The organism is Rhodococcus sp. ZPP, from assembly GCF_017656075.1.
Taxonomy (GTDB): domain Bacteria; phylum Actinomycetota; class Actinomycetes; order Mycobacteriales; family Mycobacteriaceae; genus Rhodococcus_F; species Rhodococcus_F oxybenzonivorans.
In genome coordinates this window covers 26,941-49,846 of sequence record NZ_CP058643.1, presented here as the reverse complement: position 1 = coordinate 49,846, position 22,906 = coordinate 26,941, and the positions used below count along the sequence as shown (strand labels likewise).

17 protein-coding genes are annotated in these 22,906 nt (G+C 65.7%); 13 read left to right on the top strand and 4 right to left on the bottom strand.

What is annotated here, in order from left to right:
- Positions 1 to 16: 16 nt before the first annotated feature.
- A complete protein-coding gene (locus tag HYG77_RS38935) occupies positions 17 to 340 on the bottom strand; it encodes a hypothetical protein (protein WP_208964602.1) in 324 nt (107 codons plus the stop codon).
- Between HYG77_RS38935 and HYG77_RS38930 the strand changes: the two genes are divergently transcribed.
- The 9 genes from HYG77_RS38930 to HYG77_RS38890 all read left to right on the top strand — a co-directional run bounded on the left by HYG77_RS38930 (position 315) and on the right by HYG77_RS38890 (position 13,135).
- A complete protein-coding gene (locus HYG77_RS38930) occupies positions 315 to 1,061 on the top strand; it encodes a hypothetical protein (protein ID WP_208964601.1) in 747 nt (248 codons plus the stop codon). The genes HYG77_RS38935 and HYG77_RS38930 overlap by 26 nt on opposite strands.
- A 14-nt stretch (positions 1,062 to 1,075) precedes the next feature.
- Entirely contained in the window at positions 1,076 to 3,232 is a 2,157-nt protein-coding gene (locus tag HYG77_RS38925; protein ID WP_208964600.1) for a hypothetical protein, read from the top strand.
- 68 nt (positions 3,233 to 3,300) lie between these two features.
- Positions 3,301 to 4,911 (top strand): hypothetical protein, encoded by a 1,611-nt coding sequence (locus tag HYG77_RS38920; RefSeq protein ID WP_208964599.1) that lies wholly within the window; start codon positions 3,301 to 3,303, stop codon positions 4,909 to 4,911.
- Between the two features lie 44 nt (positions 4,912 to 4,955).
- Positions 4,956 to 6,389 carry an ATP/GTP-binding protein gene (locus HYG77_RS38915; RefSeq protein WP_206004708.1) on the top strand — a complete coding sequence of 478 codons (1,434 nt, stop codon included), beginning with the start codon at positions 4,956 to 4,958 and terminating at the stop codon, positions 6,387 to 6,389.
- On the top strand, positions 6,386 to 8,284 hold the full coding sequence (locus tag HYG77_RS38910; RefSeq protein ID WP_208964598.1) for a type IV secretory system conjugative DNA transfer family protein: 1,899 nt from the start codon (positions 6,386 to 6,388) through the stop codon (positions 8,282 to 8,284). The genes HYG77_RS38915 and HYG77_RS38910 overlap by 4 nt, the downstream gene beginning before the upstream one ends.
- Positions 8,281 to 8,934 carry a hypothetical protein gene (locus HYG77_RS38905; RefSeq protein ID WP_208964597.1) on the top strand — a complete coding sequence of 218 codons (654 nt, stop codon included), beginning with the start codon at positions 8,281 to 8,283 and terminating at the stop codon, positions 8,932 to 8,934. The genes HYG77_RS38910 and HYG77_RS38905 overlap by 4 nt, the downstream gene beginning before the upstream one ends.
- 243 nt (positions 8,935 to 9,177) lie before the next feature.
- Positions 9,178 to 10,395: a DUF1173 domain-containing protein gene (locus tag HYG77_RS38900; protein ID WP_208964596.1), complete on the top strand. Its 1,218-nt coding sequence runs from the start codon at positions 9,178 to 9,180 to the stop codon at positions 10,393 to 10,395.
- Between the two features lie 120 nt (positions 10,396 to 10,515).
- On the top strand, positions 10,516 to 11,865 hold the full coding sequence (locus HYG77_RS38895) for a hypothetical protein (RefSeq protein ID WP_208964595.1): 1,350 nt from the start codon (positions 10,516 to 10,518) through the stop codon (positions 11,863 to 11,865).
- On the top strand, positions 11,840 to 13,135 hold the full coding sequence (locus HYG77_RS38890) for a hypothetical protein (protein ID WP_208964594.1): 1,296 nt from the start codon (positions 11,840 to 11,842) through the stop codon (positions 13,133 to 13,135). Before HYG77_RS38895 ends, HYG77_RS38890 begins: the two co-directional genes overlap by 26 nt.
- A 203-nt stretch (positions 13,136 to 13,338) precedes the next feature.
- Here HYG77_RS38890 and mobF read toward each other — a convergent pair whose 3' ends face one another.
- On the bottom strand, positions 13,339 to 17,355 hold the full coding sequence (gene mobF, locus HYG77_RS38885; protein ID WP_208964593.1) for a MobF family relaxase: 4,017 nt from the start codon (positions 17,353 to 17,355) through the stop codon (positions 13,339 to 13,341).
- Positions 17,356 to 17,586: 231 nt separating this feature from the next.
- Between mobF and HYG77_RS38880 the strand changes: the two genes are divergently transcribed.
- The 4 genes from HYG77_RS38880 (at position 17,587) to HYG77_RS38865 (ending at position 19,827) form a co-directional block, all read left to right on the top strand.
- Positions 17,587 to 18,393: a DUF5710 domain-containing protein gene (locus HYG77_RS38880; protein ID WP_208964592.1), complete on the top strand. Its 807-nt coding sequence runs from the start codon at positions 17,587 to 17,589 to the stop codon at positions 18,391 to 18,393.
- Positions 18,394 to 18,407: 14 nt separating this feature from the next.
- Entirely contained in the window at positions 18,408 to 18,884 is a 477-nt protein-coding gene (locus HYG77_RS38875; RefSeq protein ID WP_208964591.1) for a hypothetical protein, read from the top strand.
- Between the two features lie 156 nt (positions 18,885 to 19,040).
- Complete coding sequence (locus HYG77_RS40505) at positions 19,041 to 19,574, top strand: hypothetical protein (RefSeq protein ID WP_244461616.1); 534 nt, start codon at positions 19,041 to 19,043, stop codon at positions 19,572 to 19,574.
- 55 nt (positions 19,575 to 19,629) lie between these two features.
- Complete coding sequence (locus tag HYG77_RS38865; protein WP_208964590.1) at positions 19,630 to 19,827, top strand: hypothetical protein; 198 nt, start codon at positions 19,630 to 19,632, stop codon at positions 19,825 to 19,827.
- A 144-nt stretch (positions 19,828 to 19,971) separates the two neighbouring features.
- Here HYG77_RS38865 and HYG77_RS38860 read toward each other — a convergent pair whose 3' ends face one another.
- Both HYG77_RS38860 and HYG77_RS38855 read right to left on the bottom strand, forming a co-directional pair.
- Positions 19,972 to 20,964: a DUF4192 domain-containing protein gene (locus HYG77_RS38860; RefSeq protein WP_208964589.1), complete on the bottom strand. Its 993-nt coding sequence runs from the start codon at positions 20,962 to 20,964 to the stop codon at positions 19,972 to 19,974.
- A 416-nt stretch (positions 20,965 to 21,380) separates the two neighbouring features.
- On the bottom strand, positions 21,381 to 22,277 hold the full coding sequence (locus HYG77_RS38855; protein ID WP_208964588.1) for an ArdC-like ssDNA-binding domain-containing protein: 897 nt from the start codon (positions 22,275 to 22,277) through the stop codon (positions 21,381 to 21,383).
- Positions 22,278 to 22,906 lie beyond the last annotated feature (629 nt).

Here is a 22,906-nt window from a genome sequence, read left to right as displayed (position 1 = left end):
TCCCTACCGGAGGTCCTCAGCCGATCGGCGGCTTCCTGGTCTCAGAGTTCTTGACCTCGAACTGGCTATTCGTCTTCGGCGGAGCATGGGGCCTCGGTTTCGCCTTCGCCGTGTTCTCCGCGATCCGGTGCACGGCGACTGTTGTCCGCGTGAAAAGGCGTGGCGACGAAGTCCCGATCGAGCTCACCGAGGACGCGAAGGGGCCGGGATCGCAGTCGGGGCGATGAGCATGCTCGGTGTCTTCCTCGTCGGCGTCGCCACGATCATCGCGTAACAGCGACTCAACTACCCCTCTTTGCAGAAGGAGAAATGTTATGGCTAAGAACTTTTCGTCGGTCACCCCTCAGTCCTTGTCGGGCAAAAACACTCCCACCACGGCGCCCACTAACGGGAAGGTGGCGTCGGAACCAGCCTCGACGGGCCGCGGCTCCGGTCGCCGAAAGCAGCTGGTGTACGGCCTCGGTGCGGTCATACTCGTGGCCCTCGTCGTGCTGATGGTCGGCCTGCTCACTCGCGGTGGCGACGATGAGCAGGGCGGCACGCCGCAAGCACCGCACGGCCCGTCGCAGATCGTCGACGGAGTCCCTTCGGGCTACACCCGGGACAAGGGCGGTGCAGCGACGGCCGCGGTGAACTTCCTGCAGGCCGACGACAAGGCCATGGCCGGCCAGTTGGACATCGCCAACGTTGAAAAGGCTCTCGTGGCCGAGAACCCGAGCCCGAAGCTGGTTTCGATCCTCGACAGTGCGCGGGATAGGCAGGTCACCGGTGACACTTTCACCACTTTGCCCGCGACCGTGACGGTGCGGTCGCTGTCTGCCGATGCCGCAGACGTGTCGGTATGGGCTCTGGGCTCCGGGTCACTGAACTCCAACGCCGCGGGCGACAAGGCCAGCGTTGCAACGTGGGGCACGGCCGACCTGCATCTCGTGTGGGCGGACAGGGACTGGAAAGTGCAGGACTACGCCTTCCGCGTCGGCCCCCAGCCCGGCCAGGAGACCACGTCGGCCTCGGATTCCTCGCAGGTCGAGTCCGGTTACTACAGCTTCTTCGTCAACTAGGGGAGGGGACGGCAATGGTTCGTCGTGGACTGCTGGTGGCGCTGATCTCGGCGTTGCTGATGCTCGTGGGTGGCGGTGTGGCCTCCGCACTCTGCGCCCCGCCGAGTGGGAACTCGGGGGGCGGGACCGCAGCCGCACCGGTCGATGGGGCGTCACTGCCACAGGGATTCCCGGCGGACCTTCGCCAGTTCGTGGCCGGCACGGACGAATTCCGGGCCGGGCCGTGGTTCTCTGGCCCGTGTGCAAGTAAGGGCGGCGACCTGGGCGCATACATCAATACCGCGTTCGGGCAGGAGGACCGTCTGTTGTGGTGGTCCGATCCGGAGAACCAGAACAGCGGCGTCGAACCGGCGCACGGTGACCTGCCGCGGGTCTTCCCGTATGACGACACCGCGTACAAGATGCCCGAGGGCACGTGCGCGGACGATGTGAAGTCCTGGGCGACCCCGTCGTCGTCGAACCCGTGGGGGTTCACCTGGGCGACCGAGCCGGACCGGGCTTCGGTCGATGCGATGGTCGCCTCGGCCTCCGAACGCGGTGACGTTCCCCCTCAGGCATGGTCGACGCCCTGCAAGATGGACGGCGACAAGACCGGGATGTTCTGTGCCCACGCGTTCTTCGTCGACTGCTCCAAGACCGACGGGTTCAACTCCAGTAGCCAGTGCCAAGGCTGGAACCGCGCGGTGGGAACACTGTTCGGGGGCACGGCGAACTGGATCAATCAGAACACCTCGTTCGCTGACGTGCTCGGTGATCGGTTCACCAGCACCGACATGTTTCAGGCCGGCAAATGGGTGCTCAACTTCGACATGGCCCTGGCCAAGGGTGTGATCAATGCGGCCGGCGGAATGGTCGACTTCGCGGCAAACCCCTCGGGGTTCGCCGGGAAGTGGGCGAACGATTTCAAAGCCGGAGCCGTGGATATGTCGACCAAGACACTCGAGTCGATGACGTGCTCGCATTCCTTCGACCCGACCGCACCGTGGTTCCGCTCGCTGTACGCGACGTCGATGGCATTCGGGTTCCTGGTGATGGCAATCATGGCGGTCGCCACGGTTGTGCGGTCAGGTCACAAAGGTTCGCCGAAAGAGCTGGCGGAGTCGTTGTTCCAGTATCTGCCGATCTCAATTTTCGTTGCCACCTTCGTACCCGGGCTGGCGTGGTTCATCCTGAGCATCACCGAAGCCGGTGCCGACGTCCTCGCCGGCTTCCTGGGCCAGTCGACCGGCACGATCGTCGCCAACGTCAACACCTTCGGTGGGGCGACGGCCGACAACTTCTTCGGCGGCGCCGTCGGCGGAATGATCCTGTTCTTGGGTCTCGTCGTCGCCGCGCTGATGCTGTGGCTAGGGATGCAGATACACCAGTACGGGATGCCTCTGTCACTGGTCGCCGCGGGCCTCAGCCTGTTCATGTTGATGCATCCGAAGTATCGGAAGAAGGCCCTGGCCCCGCTGTTCGTGTTCCTGGCTCTGGCGTTGTCGGTTCCTGTGCTGTTCCTGTTGTTGGCTGTGATCTTCGGTACCGCGAACGCGGTGTGGGGCAGCGAAGGTGACACGGCCATCGGCATGGCCAGCCAGGTGCTGTTCGTCGCGCTGGGGATGGCGCTCGCGGCCCTGGCCCCGTGGGGCTTGCTCAAGTGGGCACCCGTATTGCCGACGAGAGCGGACTCCGAGGACATCGGTAGCCCCGGCCCCGGGGTGGGCAGCGAGATCGTCGGTGCCGCAGGCAACTACATGATGTACCAGCGTGGCGGTGGCGGTGGTGGTGGTGTCGGCGGCGAGCAACCGGCCATGCGTTCGGACGTCGGCAGCCAGACCGCAACCGGACTTCCCGGTTCCAGCCCAGATGGTGGTGGTCAGCCTGGCCCGATGCAGGCGGCCTATCAGGAGCGCGGCGATTTGTCGTCGGCCGGACAGCATTCGGGAAGTTCTGGCAACGGAGAGATCGCCGGCGCACGCGCCGGGGTGCACGGTTCCGGGGAAGCGGCTGGCAGTGCAGCGTCCGCAGGCGGTAGCGGTGCGGCCTCCGCAGGGGGCACCGCAGCGGCAGGCGCAGCAACAGGCGGCGTCGCGACGGGTGTGGCGGTCGCCGCCCAAGCCGCCTCGGCCGCGATCACAAAGGCGAAGAGTACCGCGGACAACGCGGCCGAAACCGCTGACGACAACTAGAAGGGATCGCGGGCGATGAGGACATTCAGGATGGAAGGCCGCCATCTGCTGAGGGCGGAGGCTTCGCGGTGAGCGCGGACGTAGGCGGGATCCGCACCGCGAACCTCGGAGGCGAGGTCGGACGGCGTGGGTTGCTGGGGATGAACCCTGTGCTGGCGGCGGTGTGGGGTGTCGCGGTTGCGTGTGCGGTGGTGTCGTTCCTGTTCATCGGTGGGATGACCGGCGGTGCGGTCGGGATCGCGATCGGCGCAGTCGTCGGATCTACCACGTGGTCGTCCGATGATCAGCCGTCTCGTGCCGAGCGGTGGCTGCTGGGCTGGCGTGATCGGCGGCGCCGTAAGCACGGTGAGCACATCTTCTGGTCGGCGGCTGACCGCGGCGAGGTGACCGGAGTCCCGGCGCCGGCCTACGATCCCGCCGCGGACCCGGCCTGGGAACTGCCGTTCTTCTGCGGCCGGGTGGAACCGCTGCCGCTGGCCGAGACCGGGTTCGACGCCCTGTTCATCCTCCGCCATTCGAACCCGGGCGAGAAGAACAACTACCTGTCGGTCACCCTCGCCGTCGAAGGCGTCAAGGGTGGGTTGCAGTCGAACTCCTCGTATGCCGCGGTGTGGCGCAGCTTCGGTTATGTGCAGGCAGAGTTGGCCAAGGCCGGTTCGTTCATCCGTGGTGTCCATATGCTGCACCGATCGGTCCCGGCAGATATCACCCCGCACATCAAGTGGTATCAGGATCGGATCGTCGTCGACCCGCACCTGAACCTAGAAATGCTGGCGGCGAACTACGACCAGGTCATCGAGCAGGTCCAGCCGCTTGCCGAGGAACACCGGGTGTATGTGGTCGTGAAGATACCGGTGAGCAATGAGTTCATCACCGAGGCCCGCACCCGCGACGAGTTCGGCGGCGTGCGCCGCGCCGAGGTCGGGTGGGCGTCGGTGGTCAAAGACGAACTCGAACGCCTGGAGCGACTGCTTTCCGGCGCCGGATGGGGCCGAATCGAGGTTCTCGGCGAACGACGAACCGCCGCGCTGATTCGGGCTCTGCAGAACCCCGACTACGCCCTCGACGACGACCGTGACGTGGACTGGGAAACATGCTGGCAGTCCTACATCGGAGGTACCGACTCCGTGGTGGTGGCCGGTAAGTGGCATACCCGCTGCGCGCAGGTACCGCCCGGCGCGATCGCGCCTGCCGAGTTGGGGCCGCTGTGGCTGCAACCGCTGTTGGTCGGTGTCGAGGCGGACGAGGGCCGCGAAGACCTCCCCCGGGCATCGACCATCCGCACGGTGTCGGTACGGATCGACTTCATTCCCGATGCGATGGCCCGGGCCGAGGCGATCAAGGACGTCACCCAAGACGTCTCGACCCGGATCCGGAACCGAAAAAAGGGGAAGATCTCCGACGGGACGGCCGAGGTGATGCTGTCGGCGTCCGAACGCCGCAACACCGACCTTCGCCCGGGATCTGGAGTGCACGGCTCGGCCTATTCGATGGCGATCTCGGTCACCGGCCGCGACGAGGAGGACCTGCGGCGGGCGTGCCTGCGGGTCGAGCACGCTGCCGGGTCCTCGGTAATCAATCGGTTGGCCTGGCAGGACAACTGGCATGACATCGCCCAGGTGTCGACGTTGCCGCTGTGCCGCGGCATGGCCGGGGTCAAAGCCGCGCGCACCGCATAGCTCGACTCCTTCACTCGTCCGACTTCTGAAAAAGGGGTTCCCCAATGACGCTGACCGAATACGAGACCCGCCCGCAGGGCTCCGCCGCGGAAGAGGGCGAGGTCAATCAGCCGCAGCCCGCGTGGGCACCACCACCGCGCCGACCGCTGCCGAAGCGGCGCAAAGGCCTTGATCGCCTCGGCTGGTATGAGCCGAAGGTGCAGCCGGTGCTGAGCAGTACCCGGCAAACGGAGGGGTTACACCTGGCGATGACTCGCCGCCCCTCGGGAAACGCGGGCATCATCAACGGCATCGATGCCACCTCGTCATCGTTGGTGTGTGTCGACCAGTTCTCCGCCTACGGCGAGGAAATCCAGAACATCAACGTCGCCGTGCTCGGTTCGATCGGGGTAGGAAAAACCTCGAATATGAAGACGATTTATGGGCTGCGGCAAATGCCGCTGGGCCGGCAGGTCGTCAACATCGACAAGAAGCGGCAGGCCGGTCGCGGCGAGTACGGGGTGATCGCCGACGCGGTGGGCTCTCCGTCAATCCGGTTCACCACCGGTGCCAATCACGGCCCGCGCCTGAACCTTCTCGATCCGGCGATCGCACTGAGCGGTGTTCACGGTGACGCCGAGATGCGCCCGGCCGGTCAAAGTGAGCTGCTCTACGCAGTCCTCGAGGACACCATGGGCCGGCCCCTGCGGGAGGAGGAGCGCGGCGCGATCTCCAACGTGCTGCCGATCGTCACCGAGCGGAAGGCCCGCGCGGGGGAGGAGCCGGTGATCGGTGACCTCGCCGAGCGGATGTTCAATCCTGAGCCGGGCGATTTCGACTCGTCTGGGATCTGGAAAGAGCAAGCCCAGTGGTGGGGTCGCGACGTCGCGTTGGCGTTGCGGCGGCTGTCCGCAGCTGACCTGGCCGGGCTGGTCGACGCTCCCACCACTCCGGACGTGCACGAGGCCCTCACTCACCCCTTCGTGCACTTCGACGTGTGCGACCTACCGGATTCCGGGCCCGCGCTGCGGGTGGTCATGACCGTCATCAACACCTGGTTGGCCAATCGTCTTGCCGCCCGCTCGTCGAACTTTCAGCAGACCGAACTGCTGATCGAGGAGGGCTGGCATGTTGCCGCCGGCTCGACCGGGGAGCTGTTCCGCTCGAACATGAAGCTCAGCCGCGGTCTGGGCCTGTCCACGGTCTCTGCGTTCCATCACATCTCCGACTTCCCGAAGGACAGTCCCGCGCGGGCGCTGATGCAGGAGTCCTCGATCGTTTACCTGTACAAGCAGGACAAGCATGACGACGCCGTGGCGTGCACCGAAATGTTCCAGCTTCCCGCCGGATCGACCGAAACGTTGATGGAACTCGGCCCGGGTCAGTGCCTGGTCAAGATCGGCAACCGTGACCCGATCCTCATGCGCCACATCCGCTCACCCCTGGAGTGGAAGATCACCAATTCCGACTCCGCGATCACCGGAAAGGTCGTGTCATGAGCCCCGCCGCACCACAGCGCACCGCGGTGCCACCGCCGCCGGGCAAACCGATGTTCGACCCGTTCACTGCGGGCGTGGTCCTATTCGGTGTGCTGGCGGTGGTGTCCCTGTTCGGCGGTGCGGCGCTCTCCGGTGTCTTCGCCGGGCACGGTGTGGCCGTTCCGCGGGGTGTGATGAGCACCGTCCTGGCCTGGGTCAAGAACCCGGGTGACCCCGCGTCGGCGTGGCCGAGCGACCCGCGGCCGGGATCGGCGGTGTCGGTCTACGTGTGCGCCACGGTGATCATGTTGCTGTTCGGGTCGTTGTGGGCATGGCTGGTGATCGAGATCGGTGCCCGCCGTGATCGCAAGCGTCTCGGGGGCGGCCTCGCCTCGAATGATCAGATGCGCGGGGTACTCGATGAGCTGGGCGGCAAACGATCCGCGTTGCGCACGCGCAACTCCCTGGTCGACGCCGCGTTGAAGGAGCACGGTGGCAAAAAGCTGTCCAGGCGGGCCAAGGAGAAGGTTTTGGACCGCGCCGCCGACAAGCTCGAGACCACCGAATTGGTGATCAAAGTCGGGTACAACACTGCCGACCGGCGACTCGTCGTCGTCCACAACAAGGACGCCCTGCTGGTCATCGGCCCCACCGGTGGCGGAAAGACGTGGCGTGTGGCGTGTGGGCTGGTGCTCACCGCTCCGGGCACGGTCCTCGTCACCACCACCAAAGGCGACCTGCTGTCCGCGACCTACCTGGCCCGGTCCCGGCGAGGCCGTGTCGCGGTCTTCGACCCCGAGGGGATCAGTGGTTGGCCGCCCGGCGGGCAGATCCGATGGTCCATCATCTCGGGCTGCGAGGACGAGGACACCGCAAAGCGGCGAGCCGCAGCCCTGGTCGCGGCCCGACCGATGGGCGCTGGCACCAAGAATGGCGGTTTCTTCCAGCGTCGCGCGGCTGTGATCGTGCGCTGCTACCTGCATGCCGCGGCAGTGGACGGCAAACGGCTCTCCGATGTGCGGAGGTGGGTCGCGACCGGACGCGGCGCGCAAGAGCCCCGCCACATCCTCGAACAACACAATGCGAGCTGGCTCGCCGACCTCGTCAATGTGCTCGACGGTGGCTCCGACGATGCCTCCGGCGACGTAATGAGCACGGTCGATGACATTTTCGACCCGCTGTCGTCTCCGAAGCTCCTCGCGGCCTGCGACGCCGACGCCGACGAGTCATTCGACGTCTCCACCTTCCTCGACAGTGAATGCGACTCCCTGTACTTGATCAGCGAGGGCGAGTCGGAGTCGATCGCTCCATTCGTCGCGGCCCTGGCGAACGAGGTGCACCACGTCGCCAAGCGCAAGGCACAACGCAAACCCGGTCGCCGCTGGGACCCTCCAGTCCGGATGGTCCTCGATGAGATGTGCAACGTGGCACCCATTCCGAACATTTCCCAGAAGATGACTGACTCAGGCGGACAGGGTCTCAACATCTGGGCCTTCGTCCACAACATCGACCAGATCCGCGACCGATTCGGTCGCGAACAGGCCGGGGCACTGGTCAAGGCGGCTGTGGGCCGGCTAATCCTGCCCGGTTTGCAGTCGGTCGACGATCTCGAGGACATCTCCCGTCTACTGGGCCAAACCACCCAGTGGCGTCAGTCCGCCGGCGCCGACGGTCGGCCCAGCTATTCGGAGTACGAGAAGCCGATCATGTCGCCGAAGGAGATCCGCGAGATGGAGGAAGGTGAGGGGCTACTCGTCTACCGGAACAAACCCGGCATCAAGCTGCGGATGCCCGCGTACTGGGAAGAACCCGCAATGGGGGAGCTGGTGGAACCGTCCCTCAAGCTGTGCGAGACGATCATCCGCGATCAGAAGATACCTGTCTCCGCTAAGCCCGACCCGGCCGATGCCCGATGACGGCCGGCGATCGCCCCGACGGTGCACCCGAGAAGGTCCCGAATGCGTGGCTGTGGCACCGGATGGACCGCGACCGAGCCGCGGCGCTGTGGGTCGAGCTGGCCGAGTGGGTGCAGTGGCTTCGTGCGACCTACCAGTTCACGCAGGGCCACTTCCCTGCGTGCTGGTATCGACACACCGCTGTTCGTGAGGAGCTGACCGCACTGATGGCCGCGCACAAGGCGGCATACGCCGACGATGCGGGACCCGACGCGTACCGGTCGGACATGACCGCGTGGCACACGCACGAATTCTGGCCCTTCATGGATCGGCTCAAATCAATCGGGAACTTCGCCGACTGCACCGCCGAGCAGTGCCACTACAAGCCCCGTGTCGTGGTGACAGTGCCAGGACTTGAGGAATACATCGCCGACGACCTCGAAGGCCGACCCGAACGGGCGGAAACATCCACCCCGCCGCAAGTGGTTGAGGCCGCCGACGACGGTGTGCCCGCGCAGGACATGGAGGCTGCGATCGCCGCGGGCCTCGCCGAACTCGTCGACCCGCAAAAGCCCTACGGACCGGCCCGATTCGAGGATCGGATCTGGATCTACGACCGGAGGGCGAAGCGGTACCTTCCACAGCGCGACAGCACCACCGACCCCAGCTAAATCAATGATGGCCGCGCAGCAGCACCGATCACGATCGGTGCGTGTTGGCGGCACCCAGACGCGGCCCGCCACGGGCACGCGCGGAGGTTATCCCGCCCGGATCCCCGCGTCACCCCGTGTGCGGTCTGCCGGTCACGGCCACCAAGGCAGTCGACTCCCCGCCCGGACGACGCCTTGGTGGCCGTCGATCAACCAAGACACGCACACCGATCGGTTCTACCCGCCACGAAAAGAGGAGCCACGATGAGCACGTATCAGATCGGGTCGGAGACGATCCCCGCACACAGTGAGGGCCTGCAAGACGTGCTCATCCGTGCGCGCGCGGCCGGGATGCGGCCACGCTGCCTGTGCACCCAGTCCGGGGTGGAGATGTATCTGGCGAAGGTCGGCGGCCGGTACATCGTCAAACGTATGCCCGGCTCCGGTGCCGAACACCAGGCCGGATGCGAGTCGTACGAGCCGCCCCCGGAGCTGTCCGGGCTGGGGCAGGTGCAAGGCAGCGCCATCACCGAAGACGCCGCGGACGGGGAAACCACACTCCGGCTCGGGTTCTCCCTGTCCAAGACCGGCGGCAAAGCCGCACCCGACATGTCGGGCGGCGGATCCGACAGCGTCACGACGGACGGCACGAAGCTGACACTGCGGGCGATGCTGCACTACCTGTGGGAAGAGGCAGGATTCAACAAGTGGGTGCCCGCGATGGCCGGCCGCCGCAACTGGCCGGTAATCCGCAAGTACCTGCTCGAGGCCGCGTCCGGGAAAAACGCCAAAGGCAAGGGGATTCTCGAAAGCCTCTACGTACCGGAGCCGTTCTCCCTCGACCACAAGGCGGAGATCACCGGGCGGCGTATGCAGCAGATGATGGCTGTGGCCAGCGCAGGGACCGGCCGACGGAAGCTGCTCCTCGCGGTCGGCGAGGTCAAGGACATCGCGGCGACCCGGTTCGGGCACAAGATCATCCTCAAGCAGGTCGCGGACTGCCCGTTCATGATCAACGACGACCTCCACAAGCGAATGCTCAAGCGGTTCGAGGTCGAACTCGGTCTGTGGGATGCGGTCGAGGGCTCACACCTGATGGTGATCGGCACGTTCGCGGTGGGCCGCACCGGCGTTGCCTCGTTCGAGGAACTGTCACTGATGGTGGTGACCGAGAACTGGATCCCGTTCGAGAGCACGTTCGACAAGATGGTGATCGACGCGATGACCACCGCGAACCGGCCCTTCGTGAAGGGGCTGCGCTACAACCTGGCAGCACCGGTTCCGCTGGCATCGATCGTGGCCACCGACGCGGCGCCGGGGCCGACTGCGCTGTACATCATCGCCCCGGACACCGACGACGAACAGATCGCAGTGGTCGACGAGCTGGCCGAGGACAGTAGTTTGGCGTCGTGGATCTGGAACGCCGGTCTCGACCCGATGCCTGAGCTACCCGGACCGGCCCAGTCAACGAACGCGCAGTAGACGAACCGAATGACGTTGCTGATCGCTCGACGCTGTCGCGGCCACCGCGGAGAAACCAGTTGGGTGCACTACTCAGGCTCCTGGAGTACGCCCCTGCGCACTGCCCTAGGCTGAGGAGTCATGACTAGCAAGCACGTCGGGGTGGCTTCGACGCCCGCGAGCAATCCACGACTGGGGCGTGCCCTGTTCTACATTCACCAGCAGACCCGGGTCATCTCCGAGCCCCTAATTAAGGCCAAGCTCAGCCAGCTCATCGCGGCAGGCGAGGCGATGGGCTACGCCGTCACCCTCAAAGACCACAAGGTCGTCACCGGTGCGATTGCGGTCGAATTCGCAGCTCAGGCGGGGATCGGACAGCAGAGGCTCATCACAGAGGTTCTGCCGAAACTCAAAGAAGCCGACCTCGTCACCTATACCTTGGACACGGCCACCGCTAGCTTGGCCACGATCGAGGAGTTCGTCGGACTGTCCGGCCGAATCATCGACCAGGCGATGAAAGTCACCGAGAAGTACATGCCGACCGAGGTGGAGTTTGCGGTCTTGCACTGCACCGAGCTTGCGAGTTGGGCGCCGTTGACCTGGGACCAGCACGCGGAGCAGTTGCACAACCGTGGGTTCCCCGATTCGGTGATCGCGGAGGCGATGAAGCTTACCCTCGCCGCCGGGGTGAACCAGCGCGTGAAGTCCGCCGATCTCGGGGAATACGTCATCTACAACCCGAATGTGTGGTCGGCCCATCACATCTCGATCGCAGCGTTCCTCAAAGGGCTACCGCCCGCCGAGCGAGATTCCCTTCTCGGGCTGTGTGAGCAGGCGGCAAACAGTCCCGGCCTGGTCCTGACTTCCTACAGCAGCTTCCAACCCGGGATGCTGTCCTCGGCGCGCAAAGTGGGGCTGGTCCAGGCCGCTACCGTGAAGAGTAGCGTCACCAGCGGCCAACAGACCTATGTGTTCTCGCCAATGCTGGAGTCCGAGGACGACAAGCTCCAGACTACCGAGGTCCTCCACCAGCGGAAACTGTTTGTCGCACATATCCTTTACGGGCACGAGAAAGCCATCGCCAGCCGCGGCCGCATCCTGGACCCACGGGTCCTCGTGAAAGCACTGCTGCGCAGCGGCAGCGTCGGGCCAGCCTCGAACATCGCGTCGGACTACCACCTGCTCGAAGCCAACGGAATCGTCGCGGTGCGGCCCTCCGACGACATTCCCGGCCGCGCCTACCTTGAACTCGTGAAAAGGGAGATCGTCGAAGGCGGACTCGGCTGGATCGAAGCCTCGCACGGCGGCGGAAACGGCGCCGGCGCCGATCTCAGTTCGCTCAACCCCCCGACAGCCTGGACCTCTCCGGAGGCTGACCGGGCGAATCTCCCGGACACCGGCGCGGCGATGGAGATCGCCGAGTCCGCGATCTTGCGGCTCCGCGAAGCACGGAAGGAGGCGGCCAGTGCAGCCCGATATGACGTCCCCTGAGCCGAGCGGCGAAGAGGCGCTCTTGGAGCACACGACGCCCGCCCCAGCGAAAAATACACCCCGGAGCCGTCCAACTAGGCCGCCGCGGAAACCCGCCGACGCCAGTACGTCAGCGGCCAAGAAAACCGGCCCGGCTCAAGGCCGCCTTGACCCTGGTGACGAACTCGAGATTCGATTAGCGCGGATGCAGTTCTTCAAGGGCGCCTATACCCGGCGAGGCGTCAATCTTGAGCGCCATTTTCATCCCGAGCCCCTCCTGGTCACGGACCTAGATCTGCTGTCTTTCGATATCACCGCGCGACTGACCCTGTCCAAGACCATCGGGGAGGCAAAGAGCGGGACCGGGAAGAACGCTCCTAAGCCTCTCGATAGGGCTATCTGGATCGCCGGCTTGAAGCAACTCGTCGACGCCGACGGAGCAATCGTCATCACGGCGCTACACCCATCGGCTCGCGTCCGGGATACTGTGCGCAGCCTCGGTGTCACAGCCATGAGTGTGGATGACCTCGACCGGTGGGAAACGACCAACCTCCCCAAGGACCTTGAAGATGTGGGCGCGCACGGCCCAAGCGCGTTCGCGGCCGATGCCCTCACCCGCAAGTCCGTGAAGGGTGAACCCAAGCTCGAGCGGATTTACTGGTTTCTCCGGTCCGAGGTCTGGTTCCTTGAGACATGGCAGGCCACCAAACGCCTCATTGGCGCACTCAGTGAACTGCGCCGCCACTGGACGCCCGAAATCGACGACGATGCGGCCGCAGCCTTGCGCTGGATGTACGCCGAAGCGATCTCGATCTTGACCCTCCAGCTCGTCGTCCTCATTGGCCGCTATCAGGCTTCCGACCAACGTGACTGGCCCGCACTCGTGAAGGACCGACTCGCGGAAGGTGCCATCCCGACCAGCAACCAGCGTGCCCTCGCTGATGCCTTCGACAAGTACCTTGCCCACGTCGTCGGCGAGCTCAAAGCGCCACCAACCATGATCGTAGAAGTCATGGGCGCCTTCCACCCGACACCGCCGGAATGGGCTGACGGGCTCATCGAACTCATCACCCGACTCGAAGCCTCTGCCGGCCTAGCCGAGCTGCCGCGGCAGAACGACCTCGTCATCACCGAGCGACTCGTCCGTCGCCGACACGAGAGTGAGGAAGCGCTCGCAGGGGTCAGTGACCGCGCCCCTGAAGAGTTCGCGCGCATGCGCCGCCAGATCGCAGCCTTCCTTCGCGGTGCCGTCGAACTTCCCGATGCGGTCGACAAGGCTCTCAATACCTGACTCGATGGACGATTGGCGAGGCTCGGAATGCCGGTGAGGGGCGGGCCGCGGACGCCACCTGCCCCTCACAAAAGTGGCTCCGCTTGACGATCCGCTTGCGGGGCGATCGTCGGCGACGCGCCGACCACTCGAAGCGCACCTAACGCTTCCCGGATTTCAGCCCAGTCCGAGGCCACTTTCGAGGGGCACCCGTGTGGGTGGGGCTACAGGGTGGGTCCGCGGCGGTGTGGGCCTTGTTGTTGCCGGCGGATCTCGTCGCGCCGCTGGGCGCGGCGGGCTTCCTCGAGGCGTCGTTGCTCGGCGCGTTCTTCGGCGAGCTGTTGGTCGTGACGTAGCTGCTCTTGCTGCATGGCGGTGCGCTCGACAAGGTCCGCGGGTGCGGCGGGCGCCGACTCCGATTCGCCTCGGAGGTCTCGGATGCGGGCGGTGATGTGGTGGTAGGCGCGGGCTGCGTCGCCGTGCTCGGGTTGTTCACCGAGCAGGCTGCGGTCGGTGGTGATGCCGAATTGCTCGCGGTAGGCGGCGGCTTGCCCGGCTGCTGCGATCCAGCGGGCGCGGTCGATGCCGCTGTCGGGAACTTCACCGAGGTGGTTCGACCATTCGGGTCGTTCGGTGGCGGCTTGTTGGCCGAGTTCGCGGGTTCGGTAGGTGATTTCGGCGTACCGACGGTGCGACCAGGCGACGAGTTCGTGGTCGACACCTTCCCGGTCTTGGTGTGGTGGCTGCACCCATGTGGGGGCCGCGGGGTCGCGGCGTTCGCGGCCGAGAGGCCACCGTTGTTCGCTGAGTTCGATGAGTTGTCGTGCGGTCGGCTCCGCTGCACCCGAGGTCTCTCTCAGGTCGTCGATGGCCCGTTCTGGGGGGTATCCGGTGCGGTCGATGTGGCGCAGACGCACGGCGAGTTCGCTCCAGCTCTGCTGGTCGTCGAGGATCGTCTCGGCGTGCCGACCGAACGCATCTCGCAGTGTCGGCTTGAGGTGGTCGGCCCAAATGTCGGCCTCGTGCAGGCCGGTGTCGATTCTGGGTTGCAGTCGCCAGTGCATCACCTCTGACACGGACTCAGCGGAGGCGAGTTCACGCTCGGCGGCTGCTTCGCGGAGCACCTGTCCAAGGTCGAGACCGACGGCCTCGGCGCGTTGCGCTTGGTGCACGAATGCTTCCCAGGCGTCCTCGTTCACCATCGTGTTCGCGAGTCCGTGGCCGAGGTGTTCACGCACGATGGCCTCGTACCGGCCCGCGTCGAGCAGGTCGTTGGCGTACCCGTAGCCGGGGATGTTGTGGGAGAGCTTGAGGTGCTCGACGGCGGCTTCGCGTTGCTGTTCGGTGGCCGAGCGTTCGGCTCCGTCGCGGCCGATGATGCCGCGCAGGACCTCGTCGGCGATCCTCTCCTCGGGGTGTTTGTGATCGAGGTCGAGGTCAATGATCTTGTCCGTCACCACGAAGGCGTTGTTACTCTCGACGGCCCTGCTGAGCATCACGTAGAGGGACTGACGATCCATCGACGGATCGGCGATGCCGTACAGGGTGTCGACGGTGGCGCCCTGGACGCGGTGCACGGTGGTGGCGTAGCCGAGTTCGCACCAGTGGCGAACGTAGTCGGGCGGGAGAACCACCTTGCCGCCGTGGTTGATGTGCTGCACGTGCATACTGCCGTCCCCGCTGACTTCGAGCACGTCCCACAGGTCACCGTTGGCGACCCAGTCGTTGCGGGAGCCGACGGCTCGCAGTGTGGTGTCGTTCTGGCGGGTGACGATGCGGTCACCGACACCGGCGTGAAGGTCGTCGGCGAGGGTGACTTGATCGGTGGGGTCGACCTGGCCGGCTGCGATGCGATCGGTGCGGGCGCGTTCGTTGAGCTGGGCGACGGTGTCGTTACGGGGCGCAGCCATGACCGAGTCTTTGCCGGCGTCGGTGTCGGCCTTCCATGCGGTGTAGACCCGGTCGACGAGTTCGTCTTCCATCCCGTAGTGCACGCGGCCTTTCGCGAAGTACCAGGCCGCCGCCGATTGATCTCCGGCACGCAACCGCAGTGAGATCTCACGCTCCTCGTGGTCGGCGAAGCGGTGCACTGCGCTGAGGGCGGGTGCGTTGGTTTCCTTCGCGACGAGCCGTAGCGCACCGCCACCTTCGACGGCGCCGAGCTGTTGGGGGTCACCGAGTAGCTTCACGACCGCACCCTGCTCGTAAGCGACCGCGACGATGCGGTCGATGTTGTGGCGCGACGCCATACCGGCTTCATCGACGAGGATCAGATCACCGGGCCGGATGCCGGTGTCGTGCCCGTGCTGATGCAGGGTCAGAACCCGGTCGATGGTCTGCCCGCTCGCTCCGATCTCTGCTTCGAGGACCTTCGCGGCGACCTGAGAAGAAGCCAGAGCGTGTACGTTCGCGCCGCCCGCCTTCCAGGCATCGGTGACGACTTTCATGGCGGTGGTCTTGCCGGTGCCGGCCGGTCCGATGCCTGCCGAGAGCAGTGTTCCGCTGAACACGAAGTGCCGGGCGAGAGCTTCCTGCCCGGCGTTGAGCGTCCTTCCTGTGAGCCGCTGCGATGCGGCGAGGGCCGCATTGAACGCCTCTTCGCTGCCCATTACGGCGGTGGGAGTGTGCGCCGCGGCGACGAGTCGAGCTTCGGATTCGAGGACCTCACGGGAGGTGTAGGTCTGATTGCCGTGGACTGTGAGGACGCTTTCTCCGTCGCTGCGCCGCAGCACCGCGGGGGCGGAATCCTGCTTCCTGGTGAGCCGGATTGATCCGCGGCCGAGGACGGATTCGGTCACCTTGTCGCGGACGGTCAGGTAGTCCGCGTCGGTGGCGAAGATCGTGTCCTTGAGCTGCCGGTCGACCTCGGCCGCTACATGCCAGCGGTTCCAACTCGACTTCTCCCGTTCGAGGACGGAGAGGACCGCGGCACCGGCTTCGTGGGCGTCGATTTGATCGGCGGTGACGGTGCTGACCTTGCGGCCGATGCACCGTCGGACGACCCGGCCGACGCGGTGGGTGCCGAGGACTCTGGCGGCGCGGCCGAGGCTTTCGCGGCGCATGGCCTCGTAGGAACGCGGGGCAGGCTTGTGCCCGCGGGTCTCGAGGGTGGCCTGGTCGGCGAGCTTGGTTTGCATGGCCGGCGAGGGGTTGCGGCCGTGACTGTTGCGGTAGCTCGACACCAGTTCGGTGAGGCGTCTTTCGATGGTCTCGCGGCGGGAGAACTCGTCGATGAGTTCCTGGGAAATGCCGTCGATCTCGCGGACCGGGCGCCTACCAGCGGTCCTCTTGGCCCGCTCGACAAACTGGACGCCGAGCTCCCGGGACAGGGCTTGCTCGAATGCGGTGTTGTAGGTTTCCGAGGCGGAGACGGCGAGCTTGTGCAGCACGCGGCCGTCGAGGCTGCGCCACTTCCCGTCTACCCCCATGACTTTGGTGGAGATCGCGACGTGGGTGTGTAGGTTCGGGTCCCCGTTGCGGTTGTCGCGGTGATCGAAACGGGTGTAGGTCAGTCCCTTCGTTTCGATCTGGGCGACTCCGGCCTTCCCGACGCGGGTGTATGCGGCGTGTTCTTCGATCTGTTCGAGGGCTAGATCGCGTGCCTCGGCGTGGCAGTTCTGAACGGCACGGCGGATCGTGTCGTCACCGAGGACCCACAGAACGGATGCTGATTTCACCGGAGTGAAAACGCAGTCGTAGCCGGCGACCGGCTGGCGTTCGCGCCGTGTCTGGCTGGCCATGTACCGGGCGAGTTCGCTCTCGTCGGCGGGGGAGCGGCCGATCTCGATATGGAACTGATCCGCTCCGATCCGGTACCGGATCGCGGTGCGCTGTTCCTCGGTGAGGGTCGTGCCGAGTCGTTCGCGCTCGGCCTCGAATTCGGTGCGCACCCGACGCATGAATGGCACGTCGTTGCGGAACGAGGCGAACCGGCGACCCAGCCGCTCGGCTTGAACCGCTTCTTTCGCCGGCGTCCCTTCGGCGATGGCCTGCCGAATGTGCTCGTCGGCGTTCGGGTGCAGTCCTTCACCGAAGAGGGCCTTCATCTGGTCTTCACTGACCGTGCCGGAGACGCCGAGAACCTCGGCTCCGCTACCGCCCCAGATTCCCGGCGGGTTGCCGTCGACGTTGTAGTAATCGGAGATCTGCTCACCCTTCTCCAGCCGGTAATCGCCGGTGGCGACCTCGCGGGTGAGATAGGTGTAACCGTCGCCTGCGTGTAGCGGGTGGACGGTCATCATGTCGGAATCGTAGCGCGAAAATTCGAAGTTAGGTCCCCCTAAGACACTATTAGTGCAAGAGGTGTGTTCAGATTTGGTCGTTGTCGCAGGTCACTGCGGTGCAGTAGGCAGTAACGCAGTGACCGAATGAGGACCGGTGAGCGCAGCGATGCACTTGGCTATTCCTAACTCGCTGATTGGTCGCGGTGTTTCGTTGGCGCGATTGTCGGTGCCGGTCGGTACGATTCGGTCATGCCCTCACCACCGCCGGCTGCACCCGCCGGGCTCGCATGCCCACGAGCAGGGGGCGGTGTGTGGTTGGAAGTCGCGTACGCGGAGAAGGACCACGCCAAGTCGCTGGGCGCGCGCTGGGATCCGGACACCAGGATGTGGTACGCGCTTCCGGGCCAGGAGCAGAGTTTGTCTCCGTGGTGGGCGCTGCCGTCCGCGTTTCCTTGGGAGGACCGCGCATTCGGAAGTGGACTGTTCGTCGATCTCATCCCGGACTCATGCTGGTTCACCAACGTCCGGTCGTGTGTCAGCACACGAGACTGGTTCCGAATCCGGAAGATGGTTTACGGCCGCGCCGGCAATCGTTGCGAAACGTGCGGGGCTGTCGAGAACACGGACGCCGGTATTCGCATGGAGGCGCACGAGCGTTGGCTCTACGACGACGAGTCGCACGTTCAGTACCTACGGCGACTGGTCTGCCTGTGCACTCTGTGCCATCAATCGACGCACTTCGGATACGCCGAAGTCACCGGCAACGGTGCACGCGCATTCGCGCATCTGTCCTCGGTGACCGGATACACGAACGAACAGTCCGCGAAGCACATCGCGGATGCGATCGTGGTGTGGCGTCGCCGCTCCCGTTACGACTGGACGCTGAACCTGAGAATGCTTACCGACGCCGGTATCGCGGTTGCCCCGCCCGTTCGCGGTCCGGAGCGACGGGCAGTCGCCGAGCGCCAGACCCAAGCGGTGCGACCGATGCCGGAACCTCTCGGGCATGGCGGCGAGGAAACGGGCATGAGCATCCGACCGATCCACCGGGACTAACGAAGGAGTACGGCATGGCAAAGAAGGACTCCGCAGTCAAAGCGCGTCAGCGGGCTCGCGAGCAGATGGCGGCGAAGCTGGCTGAGCAACGTAAGCGGGAGCAGGCCAACGAGGCTGACCTCGCGACGTTCTTCGAAACCGAGGACGCGCTCACAGCTGCTGCCGACGAACGCGATGCGGCGATCACCAAGGCCCACAGTGACTACGACAAGGCCACCGGCAAGGTCACCGCGACACGATCCTCAGCTCTCGCGGCGATTCGCGGGCGCGGGGAGACGGTGGCCGATCTCGCTACCCTGACCGGGCTCACCACTCGCGAGGTGAATGCACTGCTGAAGACGACACACAGCAGCTCCCCGGCGGAGAAGAAGACCGCCGAGAAGACTGTGGAATCCGCCACCGCGACGGATCGATCTGCAACTGCTGAACCCACCACCAAGACCGAAGTGACTCCGGAGCCGTTGGGTTCGTCCGACGCGCTCGCGTCCTGACCGCCACGATGCACCGGAAGCCGGCCACGGATGCGACCCTCCCCATCTCGGGGCAGGCGCCGACTGTGGGTGGGACACAGACCCGGAGGGCCAGATCTGTGTGCCATCCACACGAGGGTCCCGGCTGTCCCGATTTGTGGTGGGCTGCTCACACCGATGGGGCGGAACCGCGCCGCGGGCAACATCATGGGTGAGACACTCGTGGTGGGCGACGCCGCCGAACAACGACGCTTCTGGAACCATGTGGTCCGGGGCCCCGGCGAACGCGACTGTTGGATCTACGCCGCCGCCGTGTCTGACGACGGGTACGGCAGATTTTGGGTCTCGCGCAACGGCAGACAGAAGGTGGTGCGCCCGCACCGGTACGCGTTGGCGATCGAACTCGGTCGACCGCTGAACGCCGACGAGGTTGCGTTGCACGAAGTCTGCGACAACCCGATCTGTGTTCGGGCGTCGTCGGAAACGTTAGGTCGTCCGCACGTCGTACTCGGCACGCAAGCGCAAAACCTCGCCGGCATGGGTGCGAAGGGCCGCGGCGGCGGGCGCGGCCAGACCTGGCATTGGTACGGACCCGACCGTGCAGCACGCGCCGCCCGCTCGCGAGCATTGCGGGAGGCAGTGCGAAACGGGTGGGACGACGAAAAGGTGCAGCACGCCCTTTTGCACAGCGACGTCCCGACACTGTTCTGAACAACAAGAACCCGCCCGGCCGGCGTCGGGAAGCGTTAGGTGAGAAGGGGAGATCATGAACGAAAACGAAGCAGTCGTGCAACGTTCGACGGTCGAGGCTGCGTTGTATCAGGCGACCAAGCACACCTGGTCCGTGCCAGATGCCGACTTGGAAGCGATCGTTGCAGGCCAGTCCGCCGGGCCGTTGCACCGCACTGCCGCCGGCCTCGACATGGCGTTTCCGAACCCGGACGCGCTGCGCGGTCTGCTCTAGACGCGGCCCGCGCGTCACGAGGTGTGTTGCTCGTGACGCAGGCGCGGAGGGTGTTCGGGCTCGATGCCCGAACACCCTCTACACTCACCGAAGGCGCACCCCCGAACCTAAGCCGTTCGGGGGCGCGCCTTTCGTTTGTCGATGTCAGTCGAACTCGACACCCAACTTTTGTGCACTCTCGATCCCGGCGGCGGTGAGTCCGGCGATCGTGTCCGGGTGCATTGCGCGGTGCCATGCAATGTCGAGCAGATCGAGCAACCGGGTCTCCGCCTCGGGTGCATCCTCGGCGCTGGCTCGGGCGGCGTCGATTGCAATGCCCGCATCCGGGCCGGTTCCGGCGATGTAGGCGAAGTAGGCGGTGATGGTGAGGGTTTGCACGCGGGCGTGGCCGCGTACCTGGGTGGCGACCAGGATCATTGCCGCGTGTGCCTCGGCCGCGCCGTAGTGGGCGAGTCCGAGAAACGCGTCGCGCTGCGTCGGTCCGCTCGCGGCGACCAGTCCGACGCGGGCGGCGAGATCGGCGCTGGGGATTTCACCGTTACGGATGACGACGGCGAACTCGGTGATCGTTGCGCGCGCGAAGTCGTCACCCTGCTCGGCAGCGACCCGGGCCGCGATGCGGGGATCCGCCTCGGCGGCAAGACCGTAGCGGGCGGCGACCGCAGCGCGTGAGGTGGCCACGTTGCGACCGTCGAACACTGCGGCCGCGTGGACGGCGGAGGTGGTCGGGTCCGGGACTGCGCCGCGCTCGAGCGTGTCGAGGTTGACCCACATTGCGCCCTCGGTGAGTTCCGCGGTGTACAACGACAGCATCGGAGCGACGCCCTCGGCCTCGAGGCGGTCGCGCAGCGATGTCATGTTGTCGAGGGCGGTGGCCGCACCGGTTCCGCCCGCGACCACGGTGAGGATCACGCCGGTGACGTTCTCGCGGGCGGCGATGCCGCACAACCGTTCGGCCGGAATCTCGGCGTCCTGGTCGGCATCGTACCGGGACACGAGCACGAGGCGGGCTCCGGTCATTCCGTCGACCTCGGACTCCCCCCCGAGCAGAATCGTCACGATTGACTGCACCGGAGTGAATCCCAGCAACGCGGGGATCGCGGTGAGAACATCGGTGGCGGTGGTAAGACGGATCATCAAAAAGCTCCTTGGAAGTGTCGGCGGACCAGGCACCTGCGGCCCCTGATCGTTCTTTTTGCGCCTGCTGGCAAGGGAGAGTCGGATCGGCGGTATCAGGACGGGGTGCAACCCCTGGGCCGAAGAAGTTTTCGCGGGGAGCCTGCGAGTCGCGAAAACTTGTTCGGAGCCGAAGGCCGGCGCAGCCGCCAGGGGTTGTTCCCCGGCCGCCGTCGATCAGAATCGGAAGGCCAGCAGGTCAAAAGAACGATGTTCTTCCTCCCAGGGCGGAGCGCAGCGGAGCTCGATTCAGAGGACACCGCAGGTGGCCCCCACCGGACCGCAGGGGAGGTGACACACCCCGCCGCAGGGATCGTGCAGCCTTACCCAACCGAGGTCCCCGAACCTTCCCGGCTCGGGGACCTCGGTCTGCGGTCTTACGCGGCCGTGGTGGTCTCGCTTTCGTCGGTGTCGGCGTCGAGTGCGGCGGCGAGGGTGTGCACGGCCGCAAGCACTGTGCGCGCGGTCTCGGCGACAGCGGCGGTGTCCCCGTTCGCCCACGTGGCGATGTAGCCGATGCTGTACTCGCTGGTGTCCAGGCCGAAGAGGCCAGCGAGCACGTACGCCACGGATTCGGCTTCGACTTCGGCGCGGCCCCGGTGCAACTCGGCCGGGTTGACGTCGTCGGCGGCGTGCATCAACGCGTGTGCGGCCTCGTGGATCATGGTCTTGGCGGCCTGCGCCGCGCTCAGGGTCGAGTCGACGACGATGCGACGGGATCCGTCCAGGGTGGTGTATCCGTTGGTTGTGCCGGGGATGGTCTCGCGGGTCACGGTCCACCCCTGGCCGGTCATGATGTCGCGGACCCGGTCGAGGATCGCGGCGGTGTCCTCGCCCTCGAGGCGGCGGGCGATCGGCTCAGGTTGCGGGTGTCCCTCGATCTGGTCGGTCTGGGAGATGTCGAACACCGACAGCACCGGGTAGGTCGGCACCTTGCGCTTGCTCTCTTCTCCGGTGGCAGGGTCGGTCTCGGTGACCGTGCGGGAGCTGTAACCGAAGATGCGGATGGCCTTCTCACCCTTGCGGACCTGACGTCCCTGTTCCTGCCACTTGCGGAACCCGGCAACCTGGGTCGCGTACGGGAGCTGGGCCATGATCAGCAACACGTTGTTGAAGCTGTAGGAGTGGAACGCGGAAGCGCCGGTAAGGTAGGCGGCCCACTGCTCCGAGTCGGTCAGGGCGTCGACCTTCGCGGTGATGGTCTCGTGCAGCTGCGCGGCGAGCTGGCGGCGCGCCTCGGCCCGGTCGGTGCTGTCCTTCTTGGTGGCTCCCATGAGTTCTCCCCTTTGCGCTGAACCGGTGGCCGGGTGCCCCGACCGTTCTTTTGCCCTTCTGGCAGGGAAAAGTCGGACCGGCTAGGGGCCGGGAGTGCATACCTCTGGGCCGGGAAAGTTCTCTCGGGGAGCGTGCGAGCCGAGAGAGGTTTCGGAGCCTTGTGCGCGCGCCCGCGCCGCCAGGGGTTGCGCGAAGGTCACCGCCGGTCAGAATTCTGAACGCCAGGAGGCAAAACAGCAAGAGTCTTCCCTCTGGGCGCCAGCGGAGCAGAGCTGAGGGTCTTGAGAGTGATGGCCAAATCTCATCTGGGATGGCCACTCAGTGGCCAGTTGGCCGTTGGGTGAGATTGCATTCGACGTGGCGGCGTGGCTGGTCTCGAATCTGGCGACGGGATCTCACGGCGAGTGGCGGGCCGGTGGCGGATCCGCCATCGTGGTGAGACTCGCCCACTTCGGCGTGATCCAGATCGTCGTGGTCCCGATTGACGCCCCCCGAAAGCAAAACCATCACCGGACGGGGCTACCGGAACGGCGCTGGTCAGCGACTTCCGGTCAACGGCCGGCTTTCGACGTGCCAGTGCGGGTTCCGCTTTCGGGATAGGCACCCGGTTGCCGCCGCCTCGTTTTGA